The organism is Thermocrinis minervae (genome assembly GCF_900142435.1).
GTDB lineage: Bacteria > Aquificota > Aquificia > Aquificales > Aquificaceae > Thermocrinis_A > Thermocrinis_A minervae.
The window spans coordinates 422,573-442,844 of record NZ_LT670846.1 but is presented as its reverse complement, the minus strand read 5'-3'; the positions used below and the strand labels follow the sequence as shown (position 1 = coordinate 442,844).

Genomic DNA, 20,272 nt, shown 5'->3' with positions numbered 1-20,272 from the left:
ATATGTTTAAACTCGTCATCTTTGATCTTGACGGAACCCTCATAGACTCGTGTCAGGACATAACCCTCTGCCTTAACATGACCCTTAGGGACTTTGGAAAACCACAGGTAGAAAGCCAGACAGTCAGAAGGTACATAGGCTCTGGAGCAAGAGCCCTGTTGGAAAAGTTCTTTCCACCTGAAGATGTGGACAAAGCCTTAGAGGTCTTCAGAGGCTATTACAGACAGCATCCTGTTGTTTATACAAGACCATACGAGGGAATACCAGAAGCTTTAGAGTTTTTAAGGTCAAAAGGTGTGATCATGACTGTAGTGACCAACAAGATGGAAGAGATAAGCTACAAGATCCTGGACACTCTAAAGCTCCTTGACTACTTTAGCCTGGTGGTAGGCGGCGATACCTACCATGAGAAGAAGCCTTCAGCTCTGCCCATCATCAAAACCTTGGAGAAGTTTTCAGTTAAACCGAAGGAATCCTTGATAGTAGGCGATACAGAGGCCGATATACTTTCAGGGAAGAGGGCAAGCGTGTATACAGCTCTAGCCCTTTGGGGATACACAAAGGATATGCAAGAAGAGCCAGATTTTATATTAAACACTCCTACAGAAATCATAGAGCTATGGAATTCGAGGAGTACATCAAGAGTTTGAGGGAAGCCTCAAAGAGTAGGGCAGTTTTGGTAGAGGGCAAAAGGGACAAAGAAGCTCTTTCCTACTACGGGGTAAAGAATATCTACACACTGTCTGGTAAAAGGCTTACGGACCTTCCTGACCTTCTAGAACCCTTCAGGGAAGTAATACTCCTACTGGATTTGGATAGAGAAGGGGAGGAGCTTACCCGCAAAATAAGGAGCATTCTGTCTTCCCAGGGATATATTTTAATAGAAGAATTCAGGGAAAGACTTGGAGAGTTAGGATTAACATACGTGGAGGACCTGTATGAACAAAGGGGACAAAACAAAACTTTTGGGTATGGTTCTTCTACACGACAGGATGGCGAAGCTATGTATAGACCTCATGGAAGGTCTGATAGCAGAGATAAAGGCAGACATAGAGGAGGGTAAGTTCCTCGCAGACAGCCTCCTGGAAGATGATGCAAGGGATAAGTACTTACGGATAATATCCATAGTAGAAGGGGAGCTTCTGAAAAGGCTCTATGAGAACCTTGAGTACATGTACGACATGTACGAGCTTTTTAACTTTGACCTCACCATACTTGCAAACCTGCCCGAAGAACTAGAGAGGGAACTCCACAGGCTTGATATAATAGGTACATCCAACGGAAGAATAGAGGACATACTATCCACACTTGATATGATCATAAACTTGGGTGAAGAAGACGAAAGGCTAAGATCCCTTATAACACCCTTTAAAGTTTACAGACATATGGTAGAGCATGCCAAAAACTTCTGTAAGGGTGTAAAGCACGAAAGTTACATGTTCATCTGAAGCATCTCTAGAAGCTTTCTTGCCGAGTCTTGCTCAGCTTCCTTTTTATTCCTACCCACGCCTATAGCTCTGTAATCTCTAAAGGTACACTCCACGTGAAAAACCTTCTCGTTGTCGTTTCCGCTTACGGATACGAGTCTGTAAGTTGGCCTCTCCTTCCATTTCTTCTGGGTGTATTCCTGTAGCATCGTCTTGTAATCCCTTCTGTGTTTGTTCTCCTTAGCCAGCCTTACTATCCTATCCTTGTACAGTCTTTCAAAGATCTGGCGTACAAAGTTCAAGTCCTTACCACTGTCTAAGTAAACAGCAGCCCAAAGGGCTTCAAAGGTATCCGCTATTATGGAGAGACTCTTCTCTTTCTTCTTTCCCCCCACCAGAACGTACTCATCCAGCCTAAGCTCGTGAGCAAGCTCTCCTAAAAAGTCCTCGCTTATAAAGTAGGCCTTCATCTGCGCGAGTTCTCCTTCCCTAGCCTTAGGAAACTCTGAAAAGAGTACATCAACAACGAAAAGATTGACCAGGCTATCTCCCAGGAACTCCAGAGTTTCGTAGTTTTCCATACCTTCTTCGGAGTAAGACTTATGTGTAAGAGCTTTCTGCAGGATGGATTTATCCTTGAAGGTGTAACCTAGAACCTTCTCTATGTATTCATATTTTTCTAAAGACGAGGCATGCATTGGTTCCACCAAAGCCAAAGGAATTGGATATAGCCACTACAACTTCCTTTTTCTGAGCTACGTTGGGAGTGTAGTCTAGATCACACTCTGGATCTGGATTCTCCAGGTTTATAGTGGGTGGGATTATACCCGTCTGTATGGTTTTTACCGTTGCTACGGCTTCCACAGCACCCGCAGCACCCAAAAGGTGGCCTATCATGGACTTGTTGGAGCTTATTTTAAGCTTGTAGGCATGATCTCCAAAGAGCCTTTTTATGGCAAGAGTTTCTGACTTGTCGTTAAGAGGTGTTGAAGTACCGTGGGCGTTTATGTAGTCTACCTCGTGTGGGGGTATACCTGCGTCCTCCAAAGCTAATTTCATACACATATAGGCACCTTCTCCATCCGCACAAGGCGCTGTTATATGGTAGGCGTCGTCAGTAGCTCCATAGCCTACAAGTTCTGCGTATATCTTTGCACCCCTTGCTTTGGCGTGTTCGTACTCTTCAAGTACCAAGATACCCGCACCCTCTCCCATCACAAAACCGTCTCTGTCTCTATCAAAAGGTCTCGAAGCCTTCTGAGGTTCGTGATTCCTAGTAGAAAGGGCTCTCATGGATGCAAAACCTGCAACTCCAAGAGGCGTTATGGCGCTTTCACAACCACCTACTATGGCCACGTCTATGTCACCCTTCTGTATTAACCTAAAGGCATCACCTATGGAGTGGTTACCCGTTGCACAGGCTGAAACTACGCAGTAATTAGGTCCCTTAAAGCCGTACCTTATGGCTACTAAACCCGCGGCCATGTTGGATATACCGTAGGGTATGAAGAAAGGAGATACTCTCCTAGGACCTTTTTCCAACAAGATCTTCTGCTGCTCTTCTATGTCCCTTAGTCCACCTATGCCTGTACCTATTATGACGCCTACGCGGTAAGGGTTTATGGAACTATCCAGCAGGCCTGCATCCTTTATGGCTTCTTCGGAGGCTGCAACGGCAAACTTTATAAAATCGGATACCTTCTGAGCTTCCTTCTTGTCAAAGTAATCCTCAGGGTTAAAATCCTTCACCTCTGCAGCTATGTGAACGGTGAGACCTATCTCCTCTGGATCAAAGCGCCTTATCCTGTCAACACCGCTCACTCCGTTTATGAGGTTGTTCCAAAACTTATCAACACCTGTACCTATGGGGCTTACTACACCAAGCCCCGTGACTACAACCCTTCTCATCAATCAGCCTTGAACCTTCTGCTTTAGGTACTCTATAACGTCCCCTACCGTCCTTATCTTCTCGGCATCCTCATCTGGAATCTCTATACCAAACTCTTCCTCAAAGGCCATTATGAGTTCAACCACGTCCAAGGAGTCGGCTCCCAGGTCTTCTACGAACTTGGCCTCTGGAACCAGTTTTTCCACCTCTACCCCGAGTTGGTCTGCTATTATACTCTTTACTTTCTGTTCAAGATCCATTTTCTACCTCCTTGAAGGAATTGACGGATATATTATAGCATGTTTTTACGTATTCTAAAAAACCTGGCACCTCCAGGCTAAAGTCTAGCACGTAAAGCCCATCCCTATCATCAAACTTTACAAAATCCTTTAGCGTGGTTATGTAAAGCTTGTTAGGATCCTTTTTAAAACCAGAGTAGTCGTAATGGTCTGGAAAGGACAGCCTTTCCACAACCTTTATACCAAGCCTGTCAAGGGTTTCAAAGAACTGACTGTTGTCTCCAAGACCGCAGAAAGCGGTAAACTCAAGGTCCCTGTAGTCCTCCACAGGTTCAAGCCTCGCATCCAAAACCTTCCAATCCTTCCTGAACATCCTAAAGGTTGGTTTGTCTGTATTTAACTCCAACGGATAGAGATCTTGGTAAGATAGGACTATGGCAGAGGCTCTTCTTATGGAATCAAGGGGTTCTCTGAGCCTTCCAAAGGGCAAAAGCCTATCTTTAAGGTCACTCCTCTTTATGAGCAGTATGTCCAGGTCCCTCTCTATCCTCCTGTGTTGGAATCCATCATCCAAGATTATCACCTGCGGCTTTAGTTCATCTATGGCATACTTAGCTCCTCTGCATCTATCCTCGTCTACCACTACAGAAACTCCTTTGAGTATTGTGGCCAGCATAAAGGCCTCGTCTCCACACTCCTGCCAGCTTTTACATAAAGGCCCATCTCCGTGAGATACTAAAAGGGTTCCCCTTGTCTTTCTCTTGTATCCCCTTAAGAGTATGCAAACTTTCAGCTCCTTAGAAAGTTCCTTAGCTAAGTACCTAACCAAGGAAGTTTTACCGGAACCACCTACAGAGAGGTTGCCCACTGATATGACAAAGGTAGGAACATGACACTTCTTGAGCAGAGACCTATCATACAGAAAGTTCCTTATGCGGACTGCCAGAGCGTAAGGGTTCATGTAGATCTTTTCAGGATCAGATCCTTCCAGGCTAAGAGCACGAGAAACAGTCCACCCAACGTGGCACTTAGGTACTGGCTTATGAATCTCCACAGTATGGCAAAAAGACCGAGAACCTCCGGATCCACGAAGGATGCAAACACGCTAAGAGCTCCCACCTCACCCACTCCACTACCACCAGGAGTGGGACTCATAAAGATGGCGTAAACAAGCCCAAGCTGGGTGTAAAGCACTTCCCAAAAGGATACGTCCTCGTTGAAGGCAAGCACGAGGAAGGAACCTATTGAGAGGAAGGAGATGTACAAAAGCACACTGCTGACCACAGAAAGAAAGAGGCTTATTTTCCTATCCCTTAGGTATATACGCATAAAAACGGCGTACCTTTTGAGAGTATACTTTAGCTTGCTCTTGAGACTTGAGCTTTCACTTTTTTTCTTCAGAAAGTATCTGAGTATAAGGTATGCGACCCCTGTCAGAAAAAAGGCTAAGGCCAGTAAGGAAAGAAGCTCTACGGCCTTCTTTGGGTTCTGTGCGAGTGAATACCCTGCAAAGGGTAGAGCCAGCAAAAAGAAGGATAGACCCGAGAGTGTTTTCATGGTGACCACACTCATCACTTTGTGTAGCTTTCCCCCTTTTCTCATTAGCGTGTAGAAGCTTATGAACTCACCACCTACATGGGCGGGAGTTATGGTAGCTCCAAAGGTGTTTATCAGAGATATAACGTACCCATAGCCAAAGTTGTACTTAAGTCCTACAGCCCTTGAAAGTACGAAAAGCCTGAGGTTGTCAAAGGTATGATACATGGCAAGGGCCAGGAGGGAGAGTATAAGGTACTTTCTGTTGGCATGCAGAAGTAAGTCTATAGCATCCTTGGTAAAGTACTTCTTGATTATGTAGAACATGCTCCCAAAGACAAGAAGGAGTGTGATCATGAACCAGTAGATCAAAGACCTCACCTACAGCCTCGCCTCTTTGACAGCTTTTCTCTTCCAGAGGCCGTTCTCTATATGGAAAAAAGCTTTTTGGAGTTCTATAAGTTGGGATATGCCCATAAGTGCTGCATCCAGCATCCTGTTAAACTCTTCCCTTGTGAAGGAGTTTTCCTCCCCAAGGGCTTGTATCTCGGATATCTTACCCGAGCCTGTTGCTACTACGTTCATATCTACTGCAGCCTGTGAATCTTCCTCAAAGTTAAGGTCTAATAAGATCTCACCGTTTACTATACCAACGCTCACTGCAGCCACAAAGTCCTTTATGGGTGTAGAGTTTAAAACTCCTTCGTTGTACAGCTTTATGACAGCATCCGCCAAAGCAACGAACGCTCCGCTTATGGCAGCTGTCCGTGTACCACCATCTGCCTGAAGTACGTCACAGTCTACCCAGAAGGTCCTTTCTCCTACCTTGGTGAGGTCAAGAGCTGTACGCATCGCCCTTCCTATCATCCTTTGAATTTCGTGAGTCCTTCCGCCTATCCTACCCTGGACCGACTCCCTTACGTTTCTGGTCTGTGTAGCCCTTGGTAGCATGGAATACTCAGCGGTTATCCAACCCTGACCTTTACCCTTCAGAAAAGGCGGCACCGTCTCCTGTACGGAGACGGTACATACTACTTTGGTGTTTCCAAACTCTACCAGTACGGATCCTTCTGGATAGATAAGATAATCCCTTACTATCCTTATGGGTCTTAGCTCTAGGTTACCCCTTGAGTCTTTCCTCAAACCTTAGCCCCCAGAGCCTTGGCTTTCTCCACCACTTCCTCTATGGTACCCACCATGTAGAAGGCAAGCTCAGGAAGATGGTCGTACTTTCCTGTGAGGATCTCTGCAAAGCTCCTAATGTTGTCCTCTAGCCTTACGTACTTACCAGGCATACCGGTGAACTGTTCTGCCACGTGGAAAGGTTGGGCTAGGAACCTTTGTATTCTCCTTGCCCTGTTTACTATGGCCTTGTCCTCCTCTGAAAGCTCCTCCATACCTAGTATGGCTATTATCTCCTGTAGCTCTTTGTACCTTTGAAGTATCCTCTTTACTTCCATTGCTACTCTGTAGTGTTCTTCTCCTACAAACTCCGGTGCCAGATACTTGGATGTAGACTCAAGAGGGTCAACAGCTGGATATATACCAAGCTCTGCAAGCCTTCTCGCCAGGACAGTTGTAGCGTCTAGGTGAGCGAACACTGAGTAAGGGGCTGGGTCTGTTATGTCGTCAGCTGGCACGTAGACAGCCTGAACAGAGGTTAGAGATCCTTTCTTTGTGGACGTAATCCTTTCTTGAACTTCACCTACGTCTGTGTTCAGGGTAGGTTGGTATCCAACGGCCGATGGCAACCTTCCTAAGAGGGTTGATACTTCCGATCCTGCCTGGACGAACCTAAAGATGTTGTCTATGAAAACTAGAACGTCCTGACCTTCTACATCTCTGAAGTACTCAGCCATGGTGATGCCTGTCTGTGCAACCCTGAAACGCACACCTGGTGGTTCGTTCATCTGACCGTATACCATCACCGTGTAGGGTAAGACTCCAGACTCCTTCATCTCGTGCCACAAGTCATTTCCTTCCCTGGTCCTCTCTCCAACGCCTATGACCACCGAGAAACCTTTGTGATACTTAGCTATGTTATGTATGAGCTCCTGCATCAAGACCGTCTTACCTACTCCGGCACCACCGAAGAGACCTACCTTACCACCCTTAACGTAAGGTTCAAGCAGGTCTATGACTTTTATACCCGTCTCAAGGATCTCCACCTTGGTGGACTGCTCCTCTAGGGATGGAGGTTCTCTAAATATGGGCCAGTACTCTTTGGCGTTAACGGGTCCCGCCTCGTCTATGGGCTGGCCTACCACGTTGAATATCCTTCCAAGAGTCTCTCTTCCCACGGGCACCTTTATGGGTCCACCGAGATACTCAACAGGCTGACCTCTAACAAGGCCATCAGTAGGACCAAGAGCTATTGTTCTAACTCTCCTCTCACCTATGTGCTGAGCTACTTCAAAGTACAGATCTTCTTCTGCCCAGTTTCCTCTGTCATCTATGAACTTTCTCCTCGTCTTAAGACCGTGCCTTATGGGTGGAAGGTCCTTTGTGTCAAACTCCACGTCCACGACTGCACCTATTACTTGAACTATCCTTCCCTTCATGCAAAACCTCCTTATTTCATAGCTTCTACAGCGTTTACAATGTCCACAAGTTCATAGGTTATGGACTCTTGTCTTGCCTTGTTAAAGATGAGTGTCCACGTCCTTATAAGTTCGTCCGCGTTCCTGGTGGCGTTGTCCATGGCTGTCATACGGGCAAAGTGCTCGGCAGCGTTAGATTCTAACATAGCTCTGTAGAGCTGGAAGTTCAGGTAAAGGTTTATCAGCTTGTTGACAAACTCTTCTCTGCTTACCTCAAACTCATAGACAGCGTAGTCTTTCTCTTCCGTTTGTATAGCCTCCACTGGAAGGAATGTCCTTAGGGTCGGCCTGTACTGAACCCTCGTCTTCATCTCGTTAACGAGCAGGTAGACCCTGTCTGTTTCTCTGTTAATGTACCTCTCCCTCACCAGATTTCCCACATCTTTTACCACTTCAAAGTTTATCTCCTTTCTGAAGACCTCATCGTAGCCTTTTATTATGGGGTATTCTCTTCTGCTAAAGTACTGTACACCCTTCCTACCTATAAGGATAAGATTAACCTTTATACCCTTGAAGCTTTTGTCTTTGATAAACTCTTCGGCCTGCTTTATGATGTTAGAGTTGAAGGCTCCGGCAAGACCTCTGTCTGCGGTTATGAGTATAAGATCACAGGACCTTTCTTCCCTTGCCTGGAAAAGGGGGTGCACATTCTGATCTATGTGAGAGGCCAGGTTCCTTATCACCTCGTAGAGTCTGTCCGAGTAAGGTCTTGAGGAGAAGAGAAGTTCTTGGGCTTTTCTGAGCTTTGCGGCGGAAACAACTTTCATAGCATTGGTTATCCTTTTTGTGTTCCTTATACCTTGTATCTTTCTCCTTATATCCCTTGGTGAAAGCTTTGGCATGTAGACAATTATAGCATAAAGCCTTTTACGAACCTCCTTACATCTCCTTCCCTTCTTATTATTCCTGTACGATCCAGGTACTCAAGGAGGGGTATAAGATACTTTCTACTCAGCCCTAAAACGCTTTTTGCATCCTGCACACTAAAGGTCTCTCCTAATTCTTTTAACCTTTTTACATAGTCCCTGAGCAATCCGTCGCTTATGTACAGATAGTTCCCTAGACTGTGCACGTATCCTTTTCGTACGGCGTAGCTAAGGATGTCCTTGTAATCGTAAAGCTCCTTATACTCCCTTATCTGTTCTTTGAGGAGGTTCATAAGCTCGCCGAAGGATTGGGTTTCCTCAAACAGGGGAGAGTTTTCCCACAGTAGGAAATGGTGTTCTTAATAAAGCTTTCATGACCCGGCACGTCTATGAATTCAACCCTTATACCTTCCTCTGGAAAGTCTAAGAAAGCAAAACCTATGTCAATACTCATACCCCTGGACTTCTCCTCAGGCAGCCTATCCGTGTCTATGCCTGTAAGGACTTTTATCAAGCTTGTCTTGCCGTGGTCTACATGTCCAGCCGTTCCTATGGGGACGTAGATCATGGGTAGACCACCAAGGCTACCCTTCCCATCTTTGACCAGATCCGGTAAAGTTCTTGGTAGCTCATCTTTTCCCTTGGTTTGTACCCAGTATGTACATAAAAGTAGTTTTCATCGTAACCTATGACCACCAAGTAGTGGGGTACGCTCACAAAGGCGTTACCCAGGTCTACCAACAGTATGACCGGATGTCCTTTGTCTATCTGTTCCTTTATATTTTCTAAGCTACCCTGGAAAAGCTCTGTCCTTAGGCCTAAGCTTTTGGCGTAGTTCTCAAGGTCTGTTATAAGAGCTCCCTTTAGAGCCGGTATGTAGACGTACTTGGCTATCTCCTGCTGACTTTTGTGTATTCCATAGTAGGCCAGTACGCTGCTCAGGGCAGAGGGCCCGCAGAAGTCTTTCTCTTGCTTTACAAAAGGAACATCAAGGAGTTTAAAAGAAAAAAGGAAAGGCAGGAGGAGAAGGAGGATCACCTTATGATTATTTCTTTGTTGAGAAGCTTAAGGAGTATCACGAGGAGTATAAGTATTACAAGCACTGTTACCACTACACCAAGGCCATCTCCACCTGCCAAGAGCTTGTCCGATGCACTGGCAAGCATACGTATCTGCTCGTCGTTCATTTCAGAAAGCTTCTTCTCTACCTCTTCCTTTGTAAGGCCGTAGGCTTTTAGCTTCTCCTGTACGAGCTTGTTTTCAAGAGCCCTTCTTATCTTGTTTATGTCTTCATCCCTGTTGTAGTTGCTAATTTGGTCAGGAGCTTTTGACTCTACCAACCCAGCCATGGCAGGTGAGCCAACGAAGAAGGTGAACCATCCAAGTATAGAAAACACCAACAGCCTATTTCTTAGAAACCTCCACATACTATTCCCTCCTTTCAAAAAAGTAACGCTAAAACTATTATAAAAGCTAGAAATCTTCTAAGGAAGGATTAACTGGAAGAGTACCGTACTTGGCACCCTCCACTTTGACTATCCTACCTTCCACCTTTACCCTACCCTGGGATATCCACTTTATTGCCTGTGGGAGTATGCGATGCTCGTAGGAGAGTATCCTCTCGGAAAGGCTCTCTTCCGTATCGGTATCCAGTACAGGTACGCACGCCTGGACTATCACAGGCCCGTTGTCCAACTCTTCCGTGACAAAGTGCACTGTACAACCCGTTATTTTTGCTCCATACTCTAAAGCCTGCTTCTGCGCGTTGAGCCCTTGAAAAGCAGGAATGAGGGAAGGGTGTATGTTTATGACCTTCATGGGAAAGGCAGATAGGAAAGTCTTAGTAAGTATGCTCATAAAACCAGCAAGTACTACAAGCTCCACACCCCTTTCTTTGAGGATATCCACCATAGCCCTTTCAAACTCTTCTCTAGAGGGAAAGTCCTTCCTCTTTATGACTACGTAAGGTATAGAGTGCTTCTTACATCTTTCTATAGCGTAAGCTTTTTCTCTGTTGGATATTACTATGCTTATCCTGTCTTGGAGCTTACCTGACTCTATAGCGTCTATGATGGCTTGAAGGTTGGAACCTCTTCCTGAAACCAACACTCCCAGGTTCATGCCAGCTTTTCCCCCACAGCCAACCCCTTATGGTAAGCCCAATCTATAACTTTAAGCAGATCCTCTATGTTCTCTGGATCTTTAAAGGTTACAGAGCTCAACACCTCTTCAACTACCAGATGTATCTGTGTAAACTTTATCCTACCTTTGAGAAAAAGCTCCACAGCTGCCTCATCCGCACCTATGAGTACAGGGACATAGACTCCGCCCATCTGAGCCACCCATTTGCACAGATCCAAGGCTGGAAACTTCTTCCTGTCTACCTCTTCAAAGGTTATGTTCGAGAGATCAATTATTTCCTTCCCTTCAAAAGGAAAGGGTTTCCTCTCAGGATAGAAGAGGGCATGCAGTACAGGTATGCGCATGTCTGTATCAGAAACGTGGAATATAAAGCTACCGTCTATGAGCTGTAAAGCTCCATGTACGTAGCTCTGTGGATGTATTACCACCCTTATGTGGTCAAGGTCTAAATCAAAAAGCGTCATAGCTTCCAAAACCTCTATCCCCTTGTTCATGAGGGTGGCCGAATCTACCGTTATCTTAGAGCCCATCTTCCACCTTGGATGTCTTAGAGTCTCTTCCACCGTCACCTTTTCAAGGTCTTCTACAGGAAGGTCCTTAAAGGGTCCACCCGAAGCAGTAAGGTAAACCTTCTTTATGTGTTCTTTTCTCACCATCTGCAAAAGCTGAAAGAGAGCGTTGTGTTCACTGTCCACGGGCACCACTTTTTCCCTGTTTTTTCTTATAAGATCAGGAAGGCACACTACAGACTCTTTGTTGCTGGCAAGAAGCTTTTTACCCATGGTAAGTATATGGTAGGTGGGTAGTATACCATCCACTCCGGATATGGCGTTGAGTATCTCCTGGGACTCTTCCAAGACAGCCATAAGACCTTCTTCGCCATGCAGGTAGAGCGTGCCCTCTGGAAGGGCATTAAGCCATTCTTCTGTAGGCTTTTCGTAAGAAACCACATACTTGGGCCTGAACTCTATAGCCTGTTTTAGGAGTTTTTCCGAAGACCTTCTGGCTACAAGGCCTATGAGCTCAAACTCTTGTCTGTACTCCCTTATTATGTCAAGGGTTTGGGTTCCTACGGAACCTGTAGAGCCAAGGATGGAAAACCTCTTCATATAAGGCCAGACCTCAGGATGTCATGCATGTGTATTATACCCTTTATCCTTCCTTCCTCATCAGGGACTAACAGAACAGTAATCTTATGATCTTCCATGAGCCTTAAGGCCTCCGCTACTAATCTGTCTTCTTTTATAACCTTTGGATTTCTCGTCATCACATCTTTGGCAAGACTCTTGTTTAGATCTCCTCCCCTGTTTATGAACCTCCTTAGGTCTCCGTCTGTGATGATGCCCACCAGCTTTCCTTCTTTGTCTACCACAGCGGTGGCACCAAATCCTTTGCTGGTCATCTCTATTATCACCTGTGGCATGGGCGTATCCTCTTGAACCACTGGGACTTCCTCTCCCGTATGGTATATCTCCCTTACCTGTCTAAGCTTCCTCCCCAAACTTCCTGCGGGATGCCTTAGGGCAAAGTCTCTTTCGGTAAATCCCCTCAGCCTTAAAAGTACCATAGCGATAGCATCACCCAGGACCAAGGCAGCGGTAGTTGAGCTGGTAGGTGCCAAGTTTAAAGGGCATGCCTCTCTTTCCACCATTAGGTGTATGTGCACGTCCGACCTTCTTGCAAGCTCAGACTCTGGATTGTTGGTGATGGATATTAGGGGTACACCCATGAGCTTTACATAAGGTATAAGGCTTAGGACCTCCTGGGACTGTCCGCTGTTAGATATAGCAAGAACCACGTCCTTGCTGTCTATAACTCCCAGGTCCCCGTGGAGAGCTTCAGCAGGGTGTAAAAAGTGGGCCGGCGTGCCAGTACTTGACAGGGTACTGGCTATCTTACTGGCTATGTGTCCAGACTTTCCCACACCCGTGAGTATTACCTTACCCTGGCAGTTGTATATTATCTCTACAGCTTTTACAAAGTTCTCGTCCAGAGAATCCCTCAGTCTTTTTACCTGTTCTATCTCTATGTCAAAAACCTGGCGAGCCCAGTCTATTACCTCTTGCATCTATGCCTTTTTGTAGTTTTCTATGCCCTTTTTTATCTCTTCGTGGGCAAACTCAGGACCCTTAAAGTCCTCTACTTTCACCCATTTACCAGGCTCTAGCTCTTTGTAGTGTTCAAAGAAGTGTTTTATCTTGTCAAGAATAGGTTTCGGAAGGTCTTCAACAGATCTAATGTTGTCGTATGTAGGGTCTAGTTTAGAATGTGGGACGGCTATAAGCTTTGTATCCTCTCCTTCTTCGTCCCTCATTATGAGTGCCCCAATAGGCCTACATCTCATCACAGAGCCAGGGAACACAGGACTGCTTGAGATCACTAAAACGTCTACAGGGTCTCCATCGTCCGCCAGGGTCTGAGGTATAAACCCATAGTTGAACGGGTAATGCATGGCGGTAAACAGAAACCTGTCTACAAATACAGCTCCAGATTCCTTGTCCACCTCGTATTTTATGGAGCTATCCTTAGGTATCTCTACAACCACGTACACATCCTCTGGTGGGTTTTTGCCTGGTGGTATCTTCTTCAGATCCATGATAAAACCTCCAAAAGGTATATTATACGGGAATCTTGTAGGTTTCTTCGGAGACTAGGTCTACACCCACCTGAAGGTTTTCGATCCAGTTTATAAATCTTTCCACCATCTTTTTACCTTTAAAAATAGCTCCATGCTGTGGTGCTATTATTTCTATGTCCAGCTGTCTTACCATCTTTGCCCAAAGCTTAAGTACCTTGCTACTTGCCATGTACCTTCTGTGAAAAGGCTCCATGTACTTTATGTGAGAATCAAAGTCCTCAACGAATATGTAGTCCTGTCCCAAAGAGGCTCCCAGGTCACCAGAGAAGAGTATCTTGGAACACGGGTCGTAAACCTGGAAGTTCCCAGGCGAATGCATGAAGTGGGCAGGGATTATCAAAATCTTACAGTCACCACCCAACGTTACAACCGTCCCCCTGTCGTCTATAGGTACTACCCTGTTCTCCAGTTTGGAGTCAAGACCAAAGTGAGGAAGGAACCTTATCCAAAGCTTAGATATGAGTGCCTCTGCCCCCGTGGTCATCAGCCACCCGTTTATGGCAGCCACTATATCAGGATCTTGATGGGAAAGGAATACGTACCTTATATGCGATGGTGGGATGAGTGTAGACACATCGGATAGGAGTTTGGTAAACACTTTGTGTCCTCCTGGGTCTAAGAGCATGCCCTCATCCTTATGAACTATAAGGTATTGGTTTGCCTGAACAGCACTCGCAGGAGTAAGCTCTTCATAGTAAGCAACCAGATGGTTTTTGTCTTTATAAAGCAGCTTATGCATCCTATGCCTCCTTGTATATATTTTAACTTGTATATTAACAAGTACAAGTTTAAAATTGCGTTAAAGTCCTTCCCTTAGGAGGTGTTTGTCATGCTTCCAAAGGAGCTTTTTGACCTTATGAGAGAGCTATCCATATTTCCAGCCGTCTTGGCCACAGTGGATGCAGGAGGAGACATGCATCAGACCTTCATAACATGGCTTTATCCTATAGAGCAGAACCTTATAAGGATGGCCTTAAGCTCTAATTCTAAAAGTGCTCAGAATATGATACAGACTCAGAAAGCATCCCTCTTCTTCTTTGCACCCAACACAGCTATAGCATGCTATGGAAGCGTAAGATTGGTAAAGGAACGGATAGAGTCTGTAAAGTTTCCTGTAAACGTGTTTGAGATGGAGGTTCAAAAGGTTGAAAACTGTCTCTTTCCTGGTGGCACAGTTTTGGGAGTGGTCCCCTTCATGCATACGGGTAACCTCCAAAAGGCGGCAGAATTAGACAGCCTGGTCCTGGAAGCACTAAAAGGATGAGGAAAATCACATTGCCACCCATAAAAGTTTGGATAGAATAAAAAGCGACTAAATACTTTTACAGGAGGTGCTTTAAGATGCAGAAGGTAGAGATGAACTTCTTCGCAACTGAGAAGGCTGTCCAAGAAGTTTTGAGGATAGCTCAAGAGAATAATATAACAGAACCTATACTCAGGATAAGGGTTGTTCCAGGTGGATGCTCTGGCTTTCAGTACGCCATGGGCTTTGATGACACCATAGAAGAAGGCGATTACGTCTTTGAATACAACGGCCTTAAGATAGCCATAGACAAGTTCTCCATGCCCTACGTGAACAATGCAGAGCTTGACTACGTGGTAGACTTCATGGGTGGTGGCTTTACCATAAAGAACCCCAATGTTACAGGTAGCTGTGGTTGCGGAAACTCCTTCTCTTGCGGATGATCTGGGGCTCTAGCCCCGCCTCTTTACATATACCCTCACTGAACTAGGTTCCACCTCTGTGGGTATGGCTAAGAAGGGATTTGGACTTTCCGCATTTACTTTAAGCATATACTCACCTTCTGAGAGGCCCTTTACGTCCACATAGACCTTAACATCTTCCACAACTTCTTCAATGTTTGTTATTTCCAGCACAAAAAGCTTTACCCTCGCTTTTTTCTTGCTTAGCTTGTAGGTATAATTGGCATCTTGATGCACTATCTGGATTTCTTTCTCTACGTACAGAGGAGTCCTCACACCGTAACTTACAAAAAACCACACGACTGTTGCTAAGAGAACAGATACAAGTTTATAGTGCCAGTCAACAACAAAGATCTTCTTAAGCATTGCTCATACCCAACTCTCTGAAGAGTATGCCCTTTGCCGTTTCAGGATCCAGGTTCCTCTCGAGCTTTCCCGATACAGCTATGGACACTTCTCCCGTCTCTTCAGAAACCACAATGGCTATGGCGTCACTCTCTTCAGTTATACCAACGGCTGCTCTGTGTCTGGTTCCGTACTTCTTGGGTATGTTTGGTGACTTAGAAAGGGGTAGTATACAGGAGGCGTAAGCTATCCTGTCACCCCTTATAACTACAGCACCATCATGGAGGGGAGACAGAGGGTTGAAGATGGTGATGAGAAGCTCAACGGAGACTGCGCTGTCTATGTAAACGCAACCTTCTATAAGAAACTCCAAGTTTTGACCCCTCTCTATGACTATCAGGGCTCCTATCTGCCTTTCTGCCATAAAAAAGCAAGCACGTACCACCTTTTCTATTACCATCTCCTCTACAGGTTTTGTGGTCTTTATACGCGTTTTATGACCCAACTGCATTAGGGCCTTTCTTATCTCAGGCTGGAATATGATTATCAGAGAAAATAGACCAACGGTCCATAGCTTCTCAAATATCCACTTTAATGCCCTGAGGTTGAAAACCTCGGCCAATACCCACATACCAACCAACGGGATGAATCCCAGCAGTATCTGAAAGCCTTTTGTGATCTTTAAAAAGTACAGAACACCGTATATGAGTATGGACAGGAGGAATATGTCCAGAAAGTCCTTTGGTGATATGTACTTAAAAATCTCCATAGGTCCTTACTGTATCCAAGAGGGCTAAAAACTCTCTAGTTTCCCTTACGTCATGGGTTCTTACTATGTGAGCACCCTGTACAACCGCGTAAGCTACGGCTCCCAAGCTTCCGTAAAGCCTCTCCCTTGGCTCCCTTTTGACTCTAAGCAATCCTTCCAGAATAAGCCCTATGAAAGACTTCCTTGATACGCCAACTGCAAGAGGTAGACCAAAGACCTTAAACTCAGAGAATCTCTTTAGTATTTCTACGTTATGTTCTGGAAGTTTTCCAAATCCTATACCAGGATCGAGGATAAGGTTGCCTGTGTAGCCTAAAGATCTGAGAACTTCTATCCTTTCGCTGAAAAACTTTACTATCTCTTCTACAACGTCCTCGTAGACTATGGGTATCTCCTTCCATTCTTCAGGCCTTCCTTTGGTATGACAGAGTACGTAAGGGCAGTTATACTCGGCTATAACTTTGAGCATATCCTCGTCAAAGGTCCCACCGCTTATGTCGTTTATGATGTCAGCACCTTCATCAAGACAGGCCTTAGCCACCTGGGATTTGTAAGTGTCTACGGATATCCAAACCTTTGGAAGTTCCTTTCTGACTTGCCGCAGGACTGGTAGTACCCTGTTTAGTTCTTCCTCCAAGCCTATCCTCTTTGAGCCAGGTCTTGTAGACTCTCCTCCTATGTCTATGATGTCAGCACCTTCCTCTGCCATTTGGATGGCTCTTTTTACAGCCTCCTTTGGGTCTAAATAGAGACCACCATCAGAGAAGGAGTCTGGTGTTACGTTGAGAACACCCATTACGACTGTCTTTATGCCTAAAGGCAAAATTTTGTAATTGTACTGTAGTTTAAAGGATCTTTTCCTATAGTTTATAAGATTTTCAAGACTTCCTATAGCAAAGTCTTTTTTATACTTTGCCATACATCCAAAAAAGTCCTTAAGGCGTGCTTCACTTCCACACAGTGCATATTTACCTTCGTTAAAAAATACAGAAATACAGCTTTCTTTTGCGCATAAAAATACTTTATCTGGCTGTAATTCCTGATTTTCTAAATAGATAACGTAAAAAACGCCTTCCGATGATCTTTGTTCTGCTTCTCTGAAGAATATGCCTACCTTCTCCTTAAGAAACTTGTAGAAGGCATCCCGATGTTGGAAGCTTTTTATTAGCATGGAATGATTATAACATTTATATTACTATGCTGGTTGGCTTCATCGTACTCTACATGCTTTTGACACTCTTTGTGGGCGTGTTGGCTAGCACTCTCATTAAAAGTACAAAGGACTATATGCTAGCCGGAAGAAGACTACCCCTTAGCATATCCACCTTTGCCCTTTTTGCTACATGGTTTGGTTCAGAAACAGTCCTAGGGGCTCCGTCTGTTTTTGTTCAAAAGGGTCTTTATGGTGTTATAGAAGATCCCTTTGGTGCATCCCTTTGTCTTTTTCTTGTAGGGCTTTTGTTTGCTAAACCTCTCTACAGGATGAACTTACTTACCTTCGGAGACTTCTACAGAGTAGTGTATGGAAGGAAAGCGGAGATAATCGCAAGCTTTATGTTAGCTATATCTTACATAGGCTGGATAGCGGCTCAACTTGTGGCCCTTAGTATAGTCTTCCAGATGGTACTTGGTGTGTCAAAGACTGTTGGTCTCTTCCTTGGTTTTGCTGTGGTTCTATTCTACACCTTCATAGGCGGTATGTGGGCTGTCTCTCTTACAGACTTTATACAGACCATCATGATAATAGTGGGTCTTATTGTTGTACTGTATGAGGTTTCCAACGGCTTTAGAGACATACCTTACGTAGTTACGTCTCAACCTGAGGGCTTCTACAAGTTCTTCCCAGACTTGAACCTGCATGATGTCCTTGCTTATATATCTGCTTGGATCGTGATAGGTTTAGGTTCCATACCTCAACAGGACGTTTTTCAAAGGGTTATGTCTGCAAGGTCGGAGAGGGTTGCGGTGCTTTCTTCCATACTTGGTGGTTTTATGTATCTGAGCGTGGGACTTATACCTCTGCTTATAGCTCTTTTTGCCAAAAGATCAGGCATTAACGTTGATGACAGTCAAATGCTCTTGCCTACCTACATAGTTAATAACACTAATACCTTTACCCAGACTCTTTTCTTCGGGGCATTGCTCTCCGCAGTGATGAGCACGGCTAGCGGAGCTCTTTTGGCTCCATCTTCTGTTTTGAGTGAAAACCTTATAAGACCCTTCTTTAGGGGGATCTCAGACAGGCTCTTTCTTTGGATCACGAGGATGTGCGTGCTTCTGGTTGCTTTAGTTTCCCTCTCCTTGGCCTTCATGGGAGAGTCTATCTACGAGCTTGTGGCATCATCTTCAGCTCTGAGTTTGGTTTCTCTCTTTGTTCCTCTGGTAGCTGGTCTTTTCTTTGGCTCAAGGAGCGAACATAAGGCTATTGCTTCAATGCTCATAGGTTTTTCGGTCTGGTTTGCCTTTGAGTACGTGTTTAAGTGGGAGTTCTCTATGCTAGCAGGCCTTCTGGCAAGCACTATACCCTACTTACTCAAACTATGATCCTTTTCTTTGTGACCCAGCTTTTCAAGGGCTCTTTTTATACCCCTTATGGCCTGTCTTATCCTGTGCTCGTTCTCCACTAGGGCAAACCTTACGTAACCTTCACCGTACTCACCAAAGCCTACACCAGGTGATACAGCTACTTTTGCTTCCCTTAAGAGATAGAGAGAAAAGTCTAAAGAGTTCATACCAACCCATTCGGGTATTTTTGCCCATACAAACATGCTACCTTTTGGTTTTTCTACATGCCAACCTACCCTGTTCAAACCTTCCACCAACACGTCCCTTCTCTTTTGGTAAACGAGCTTCTTTTTGATGACTATTTCATAAGGGCTCTCTAAAGCTATTATGGAAGCTACCTGTATGGGTGTAAAAACGCCGTAATCTAAATAGCTTTTAAGGTGGGCCAGATTCTTTATAAGAACGCTGTTGCCTACCATGAAGGCTACTCTCCAGCCTGCCATGGAAAAGCCTTTACTCATGGAGTATATCTCAACGGCTACATCCTTTGCGCCTTCCACCTGCAAGATGCTTGGTGGCTCATACCCGTCAAAACCCAAGTCTGCGTATGCAAAGTCGTGAATAACCCAGATCTCCTCCTTTTTTGCTATCCTTATAAGCTCTTTGAAGAAATCTAAGCTCACGCATTGGGTGGTAGGGTTGTGTGGAAAGCTCACCACTATAGCTTTGGGCTTCTTGTAGGAAGCTTTTATGATATCGTTTACCTTTTGGAGGAAGCTCTCTTCAAAGTTTTCTTCTGGTATAGGTACGGAGAGGGCATCACCACCGGCTATTATGGGTGCGTAGTAATGTATGGGGTACGTAGGGTTGGGAACTAAGACGGTATCACCAGGCTCCAAAAGGGCTAGCATAAGGTGTGAGTAACCCTCTTTTGCTCCTATGGTAAGTATGGCTTCTTCTTCGGGATCAAGCACCACTCCGTACCTTCTATAATAAAAGTCGCATATAGCCTTCCTAAGCCTGGGTATGCCTCTGGAGGCAGAGTAACCATGGACGTTATCCCTTTGTGCTACTTCGCAGAGTTTGTCTATTATGTGCTTCTCTGGTGGCATATCAGGATTTCCCATACCCAGGTCAACTATGTCCTCTCCCTCTCTTCTCAGTTTGTACTTAAGCTCGTTTATCATGGCAAAGACGTACTTGGGAAGCTTTGCCACTCTTGGAAACATCCACTGGTTACTCATTTTCTCTCTCCTCTTCAAGCTCTTTACAATCTATGCACATGGTCGTAACAGGGCGAGCCTTCAACCTTTCGAAGGGTATGAGTTTGCCGCAACTTTCGCAAATGCCGTAAGTGCCGGCTTCTATCTTCATAAGGGCGTAGTCTATCTTCCTTAGAAGCTTGAGCTCTCTCGTTCTTATCCTTTGAAGGAGGAGGTATCTTTCTGCCTCTATGTTGGCTCTGTCTATTTCGTCACCTCCCTCAAAAGCTACGTTGGAAGGATCCTTTATCTGCTCCTGGGCCCTTTTAAGTACTTGTTCTCTCATAGAAAGGAGGATATCCTTTAGCTCCTCTACTTGCTCAGGTGTAAGGTGCTCCATCGGATTAATTA

Annotated in this window: 28 protein-coding genes; 6 read left to right on the top strand and 22 right to left on the bottom strand. The window is 45.1% G+C overall.

The genetic code is table 11. The features are described from left to right. Nucleotides 1-2 precede the first annotated feature (2 nt). From B5444_RS02460 to B5444_RS07700, 3 genes are read left to right on the top strand one after another with little or no spacing between them, the layout of a single operon-like run. Nucleotides 3-650 (top strand): HAD family hydrolase, encoded by a 648-nt coding sequence (locus B5444_RS02460; RefSeq protein ID WP_079653666.1) that lies wholly within the window; start codon nt 3-5, stop codon nt 648-650. Next, nucleotides 620-1,063 carry a toprim domain-containing protein gene (locus tag B5444_RS02455; RefSeq protein WP_079653665.1) on the top strand — a complete coding sequence of 148 codons (444 nt, stop codon included), beginning with the start codon at nt 620-622 and terminating at the stop codon, nt 1,061-1,063. Before B5444_RS02460 ends, B5444_RS02455 begins: the two co-directional genes overlap by 31 nt. Next, on the top strand, nt 1,017-1,448 hold the full coding sequence (locus B5444_RS07700) for a hypothetical protein (RefSeq protein WP_079653664.1): 432 nt from the start codon (nt 1,017-1,019) through the stop codon (nt 1,446-1,448). The genes B5444_RS02455 and B5444_RS07700 overlap by 47 nt, the downstream gene beginning before the upstream one ends. Here B5444_RS07700 and rnc read toward each other — a convergent pair. Genes rnc through B5444_RS02365 form a run of 17 tightly spaced genes read right to left on the bottom strand, consistent with a single transcriptional unit; the run spans nt 1,433 to nt 14,075 of the window. Beyond that, a complete protein-coding gene (rnc, locus tag B5444_RS02445; protein ID WP_231967167.1) occupies nt 1,433-2,134 on the bottom strand; it encodes a ribonuclease III in 702 nt (233 codons plus the stop codon). The two genes, B5444_RS07700 and rnc, sit on opposite strands and share 16 nt — an antisense overlap. Further along, on the bottom strand, nt 2,097-3,335 hold the full coding sequence (gene fabF / locus B5444_RS02440; RefSeq protein ID WP_079653662.1) for a beta-ketoacyl-ACP synthase II: 1,239 nt from the start codon (nt 3,333-3,335) through the stop codon (nt 2,097-2,099). Before fabF ends, rnc begins: the two co-directional genes overlap by 38 nt. A gap of 3 nt (nt 3,336-3,338) precedes the next feature. Then, a complete protein-coding gene (acpP, locus tag B5444_RS02435; RefSeq protein ID WP_079653661.1) occupies nt 3,339-3,575 on the bottom strand; it encodes an acyl carrier protein in 237 nt (78 codons plus the stop codon). Beyond that, nucleotides 3,565-4,515 (bottom strand): tetraacyldisaccharide 4'-kinase, encoded by a 951-nt coding sequence (gene lpxK, locus B5444_RS02430; protein ID WP_079653660.1) that lies wholly within the window; start codon nt 4,513-4,515, stop codon nt 3,565-3,567. Before lpxK ends, acpP begins: the two co-directional genes overlap by 11 nt. After that, nucleotides 4,512-5,471 carry a flippase-like domain-containing protein gene (locus B5444_RS02425; protein ID WP_231967146.1) on the bottom strand — a complete coding sequence of 320 codons (960 nt, stop codon included), beginning with the start codon at nt 5,469-5,471 and terminating at the stop codon, nt 4,512-4,514. The genes lpxK and B5444_RS02425 overlap by 4 nt, the downstream gene beginning before the upstream one ends. Further along, nucleotides 5,472-6,233: a ribonuclease PH gene (rph, locus tag B5444_RS02420; protein ID WP_079653658.1), complete on the bottom strand. Its 762-nt coding sequence runs from the start codon at nt 6,231-6,233 to the stop codon at nt 5,472-5,474. After that, nucleotides 6,230-7,651: a F0F1 ATP synthase subunit beta gene (gene atpD / locus B5444_RS02415; RefSeq protein ID WP_079653657.1), complete on the bottom strand. Its 1,422-nt coding sequence runs from the start codon at nt 7,649-7,651 to the stop codon at nt 6,230-6,232. Before atpD ends, rph begins: the two co-directional genes overlap by 4 nt. Before the next feature lie 11 nt (nt 7,652-7,662). Continuing rightward, nucleotides 7,663-8,532 carry a F0F1 ATP synthase subunit gamma gene (locus tag B5444_RS02410; protein ID WP_079653656.1) on the bottom strand — a complete coding sequence of 290 codons (870 nt, stop codon included), beginning with the start codon at nt 8,530-8,532 and terminating at the stop codon, nt 7,663-7,665. Nucleotides 8,533-8,540: 8 nt separating this feature from the next. Then, entirely contained in the window at nt 8,541-8,849 is a 309-nt protein-coding gene (locus tag B5444_RS02405; RefSeq protein ID WP_079653655.1) for a SelB domain-containing protein, read from the bottom strand. Then, nucleotides 8,846-9,124, bottom strand: coding sequence for a GTP-binding protein (locus B5444_RS02400; RefSeq protein WP_079653654.1), 279 nt, complete (start codon nt 9,122-9,124; stop codon nt 8,846-8,848). Before B5444_RS02400 ends, B5444_RS02405 begins: the two co-directional genes overlap by 4 nt. Beyond that, nucleotides 9,121-9,594: a C39 family peptidase gene (locus B5444_RS02395; protein ID WP_079653653.1), complete on the bottom strand. Its 474-nt coding sequence runs from the start codon at nt 9,592-9,594 to the stop codon at nt 9,121-9,123. The genes B5444_RS02400 and B5444_RS02395 overlap by 4 nt, the downstream gene beginning before the upstream one ends. Next, nucleotides 9,591-9,983, bottom strand: a complete 393-nt coding sequence (locus B5444_RS02390; RefSeq protein WP_079653652.1) for a PA2779 family protein — start codon at nt 9,981-9,983, stop codon at nt 9,591-9,593. The genes B5444_RS02395 and B5444_RS02390 overlap by 4 nt, the downstream gene beginning before the upstream one ends. Nucleotides 9,984-10,029: 46 nt before the next feature. Next, nucleotides 10,030-10,677, bottom strand: coding sequence for a phosphoribosylglycinamide formyltransferase (gene purN, locus B5444_RS02385; protein ID WP_079653651.1), 648 nt, complete (start codon nt 10,675-10,677; stop codon nt 10,030-10,032). After that, entirely contained in the window at nt 10,674-11,807 is a 1,134-nt protein-coding gene (gene dxr / locus B5444_RS02380; protein ID WP_079653650.1) for a 1-deoxy-D-xylulose-5-phosphate reductoisomerase, read from the bottom strand. Before dxr ends, purN begins: the two co-directional genes overlap by 4 nt. Next, the gene (locus B5444_RS02375) at nt 11,804-12,766 is read right to left on the bottom strand and encodes a KpsF/GutQ family sugar-phosphate isomerase (RefSeq protein ID WP_079653649.1); all 963 of its coding nucleotides are present in this window, start codon (nt 12,764-12,766) and stop codon (nt 11,804-11,806) included. Before B5444_RS02375 ends, dxr begins: the two co-directional genes overlap by 4 nt. Continuing rightward, the gene (gene ppa / locus B5444_RS02370) at nt 12,767-13,294 is read right to left on the bottom strand and encodes an inorganic diphosphatase (RefSeq protein ID WP_079653648.1); all 528 of its coding nucleotides are present in this window, start codon (nt 13,292-13,294) and stop codon (nt 12,767-12,769) included. Between the two features lie 22 nt (nt 13,295-13,316). Beyond that, nucleotides 13,317-14,075 (bottom strand): oxygen-binding di-iron domain-containing protein, encoded by a 759-nt coding sequence (locus B5444_RS02365; protein WP_079653647.1) that lies wholly within the window; start codon nt 14,073-14,075, stop codon nt 13,317-13,319. Nucleotides 14,076-14,165: 90 nt separating this feature from the next. Here B5444_RS02365 and B5444_RS02360 point away from each other — a divergent pair, with 90 nt between their 5' ends. Beyond that, nucleotides 14,166-14,600, top strand: coding sequence for a PNPOx family protein (locus B5444_RS02360; RefSeq protein ID WP_079653646.1), 435 nt, complete (start codon nt 14,166-14,168; stop codon nt 14,598-14,600). A gap of 77 nt (nt 14,601-14,677) precedes the next feature. Further along, complete coding sequence (locus tag B5444_RS02355) at nt 14,678-15,022, top strand: HesB/IscA family protein (RefSeq protein WP_079653645.1); 345 nt, start codon at nt 14,678-14,680, stop codon at nt 15,020-15,022. Nucleotides 15,023-15,031: 9 nt separating this feature from the next. Here B5444_RS02355 and B5444_RS02350 read toward each other — a convergent pair whose 3' ends face one another. From B5444_RS02350 to folP, 3 genes are read right to left on the bottom strand one after another with little or no spacing between them, the layout of a single operon-like run. Next, the gene (locus B5444_RS02350) at nt 15,032-15,406 is read right to left on the bottom strand and encodes a YbbR-like domain-containing protein (protein WP_079653644.1); all 375 of its coding nucleotides are present in this window, start codon (nt 15,404-15,406) and stop codon (nt 15,032-15,034) included. Beyond that, on the bottom strand, nt 15,399-16,154 hold the full coding sequence (gene cdaA, locus B5444_RS02345) for a diadenylate cyclase CdaA (RefSeq protein ID WP_079653643.1): 756 nt from the start codon (nt 16,152-16,154) through the stop codon (nt 15,399-15,401). Before cdaA ends, B5444_RS02350 begins: the two co-directional genes overlap by 8 nt. Beyond that, complete coding sequence (gene folP / locus B5444_RS02340) at nt 16,141-17,325, bottom strand: dihydropteroate synthase (protein ID WP_079653642.1); 1,185 nt, start codon at nt 17,323-17,325, stop codon at nt 16,141-16,143. The genes cdaA and folP overlap by 14 nt, the downstream gene beginning before the upstream one ends. 26 nt (nt 17,326-17,351) lie before the next feature. Here folP and B5444_RS02335 point away from each other — a divergent pair, with 26 nt between their 5' ends. After that, a complete protein-coding gene (locus tag B5444_RS02335; RefSeq protein ID WP_079653641.1) occupies nt 17,352-18,698 on the top strand; it encodes a high affinity choline transporter 1 in 1,347 nt (448 codons plus the stop codon). On the opposite strand, the gene B5444_RS02330 is transcribed toward B5444_RS02335, so the two are convergent. Both B5444_RS02330 and dksA read right to left on the bottom strand, forming a co-directional pair. After that, nucleotides 18,680-19,903: an aminotransferase class I/II-fold pyridoxal phosphate-dependent enzyme gene (locus B5444_RS02330; protein ID WP_079653640.1), complete on the bottom strand. Its 1,224-nt coding sequence runs from the start codon at nt 19,901-19,903 to the stop codon at nt 18,680-18,682. The genes B5444_RS02335 and B5444_RS02330 overlap by 19 nt on opposite strands. Then, nucleotides 19,896-20,261 carry an RNA polymerase-binding protein DksA gene (gene dksA / locus B5444_RS02325; RefSeq protein WP_079653639.1) on the bottom strand — a complete coding sequence of 122 codons (366 nt, stop codon included), beginning with the start codon at nt 20,259-20,261 and terminating at the stop codon, nt 19,896-19,898. The genes B5444_RS02330 and dksA overlap by 8 nt, the downstream gene beginning before the upstream one ends. Between the last annotated feature and the right edge of the window lie 11 nt (nt 20,262-20,272).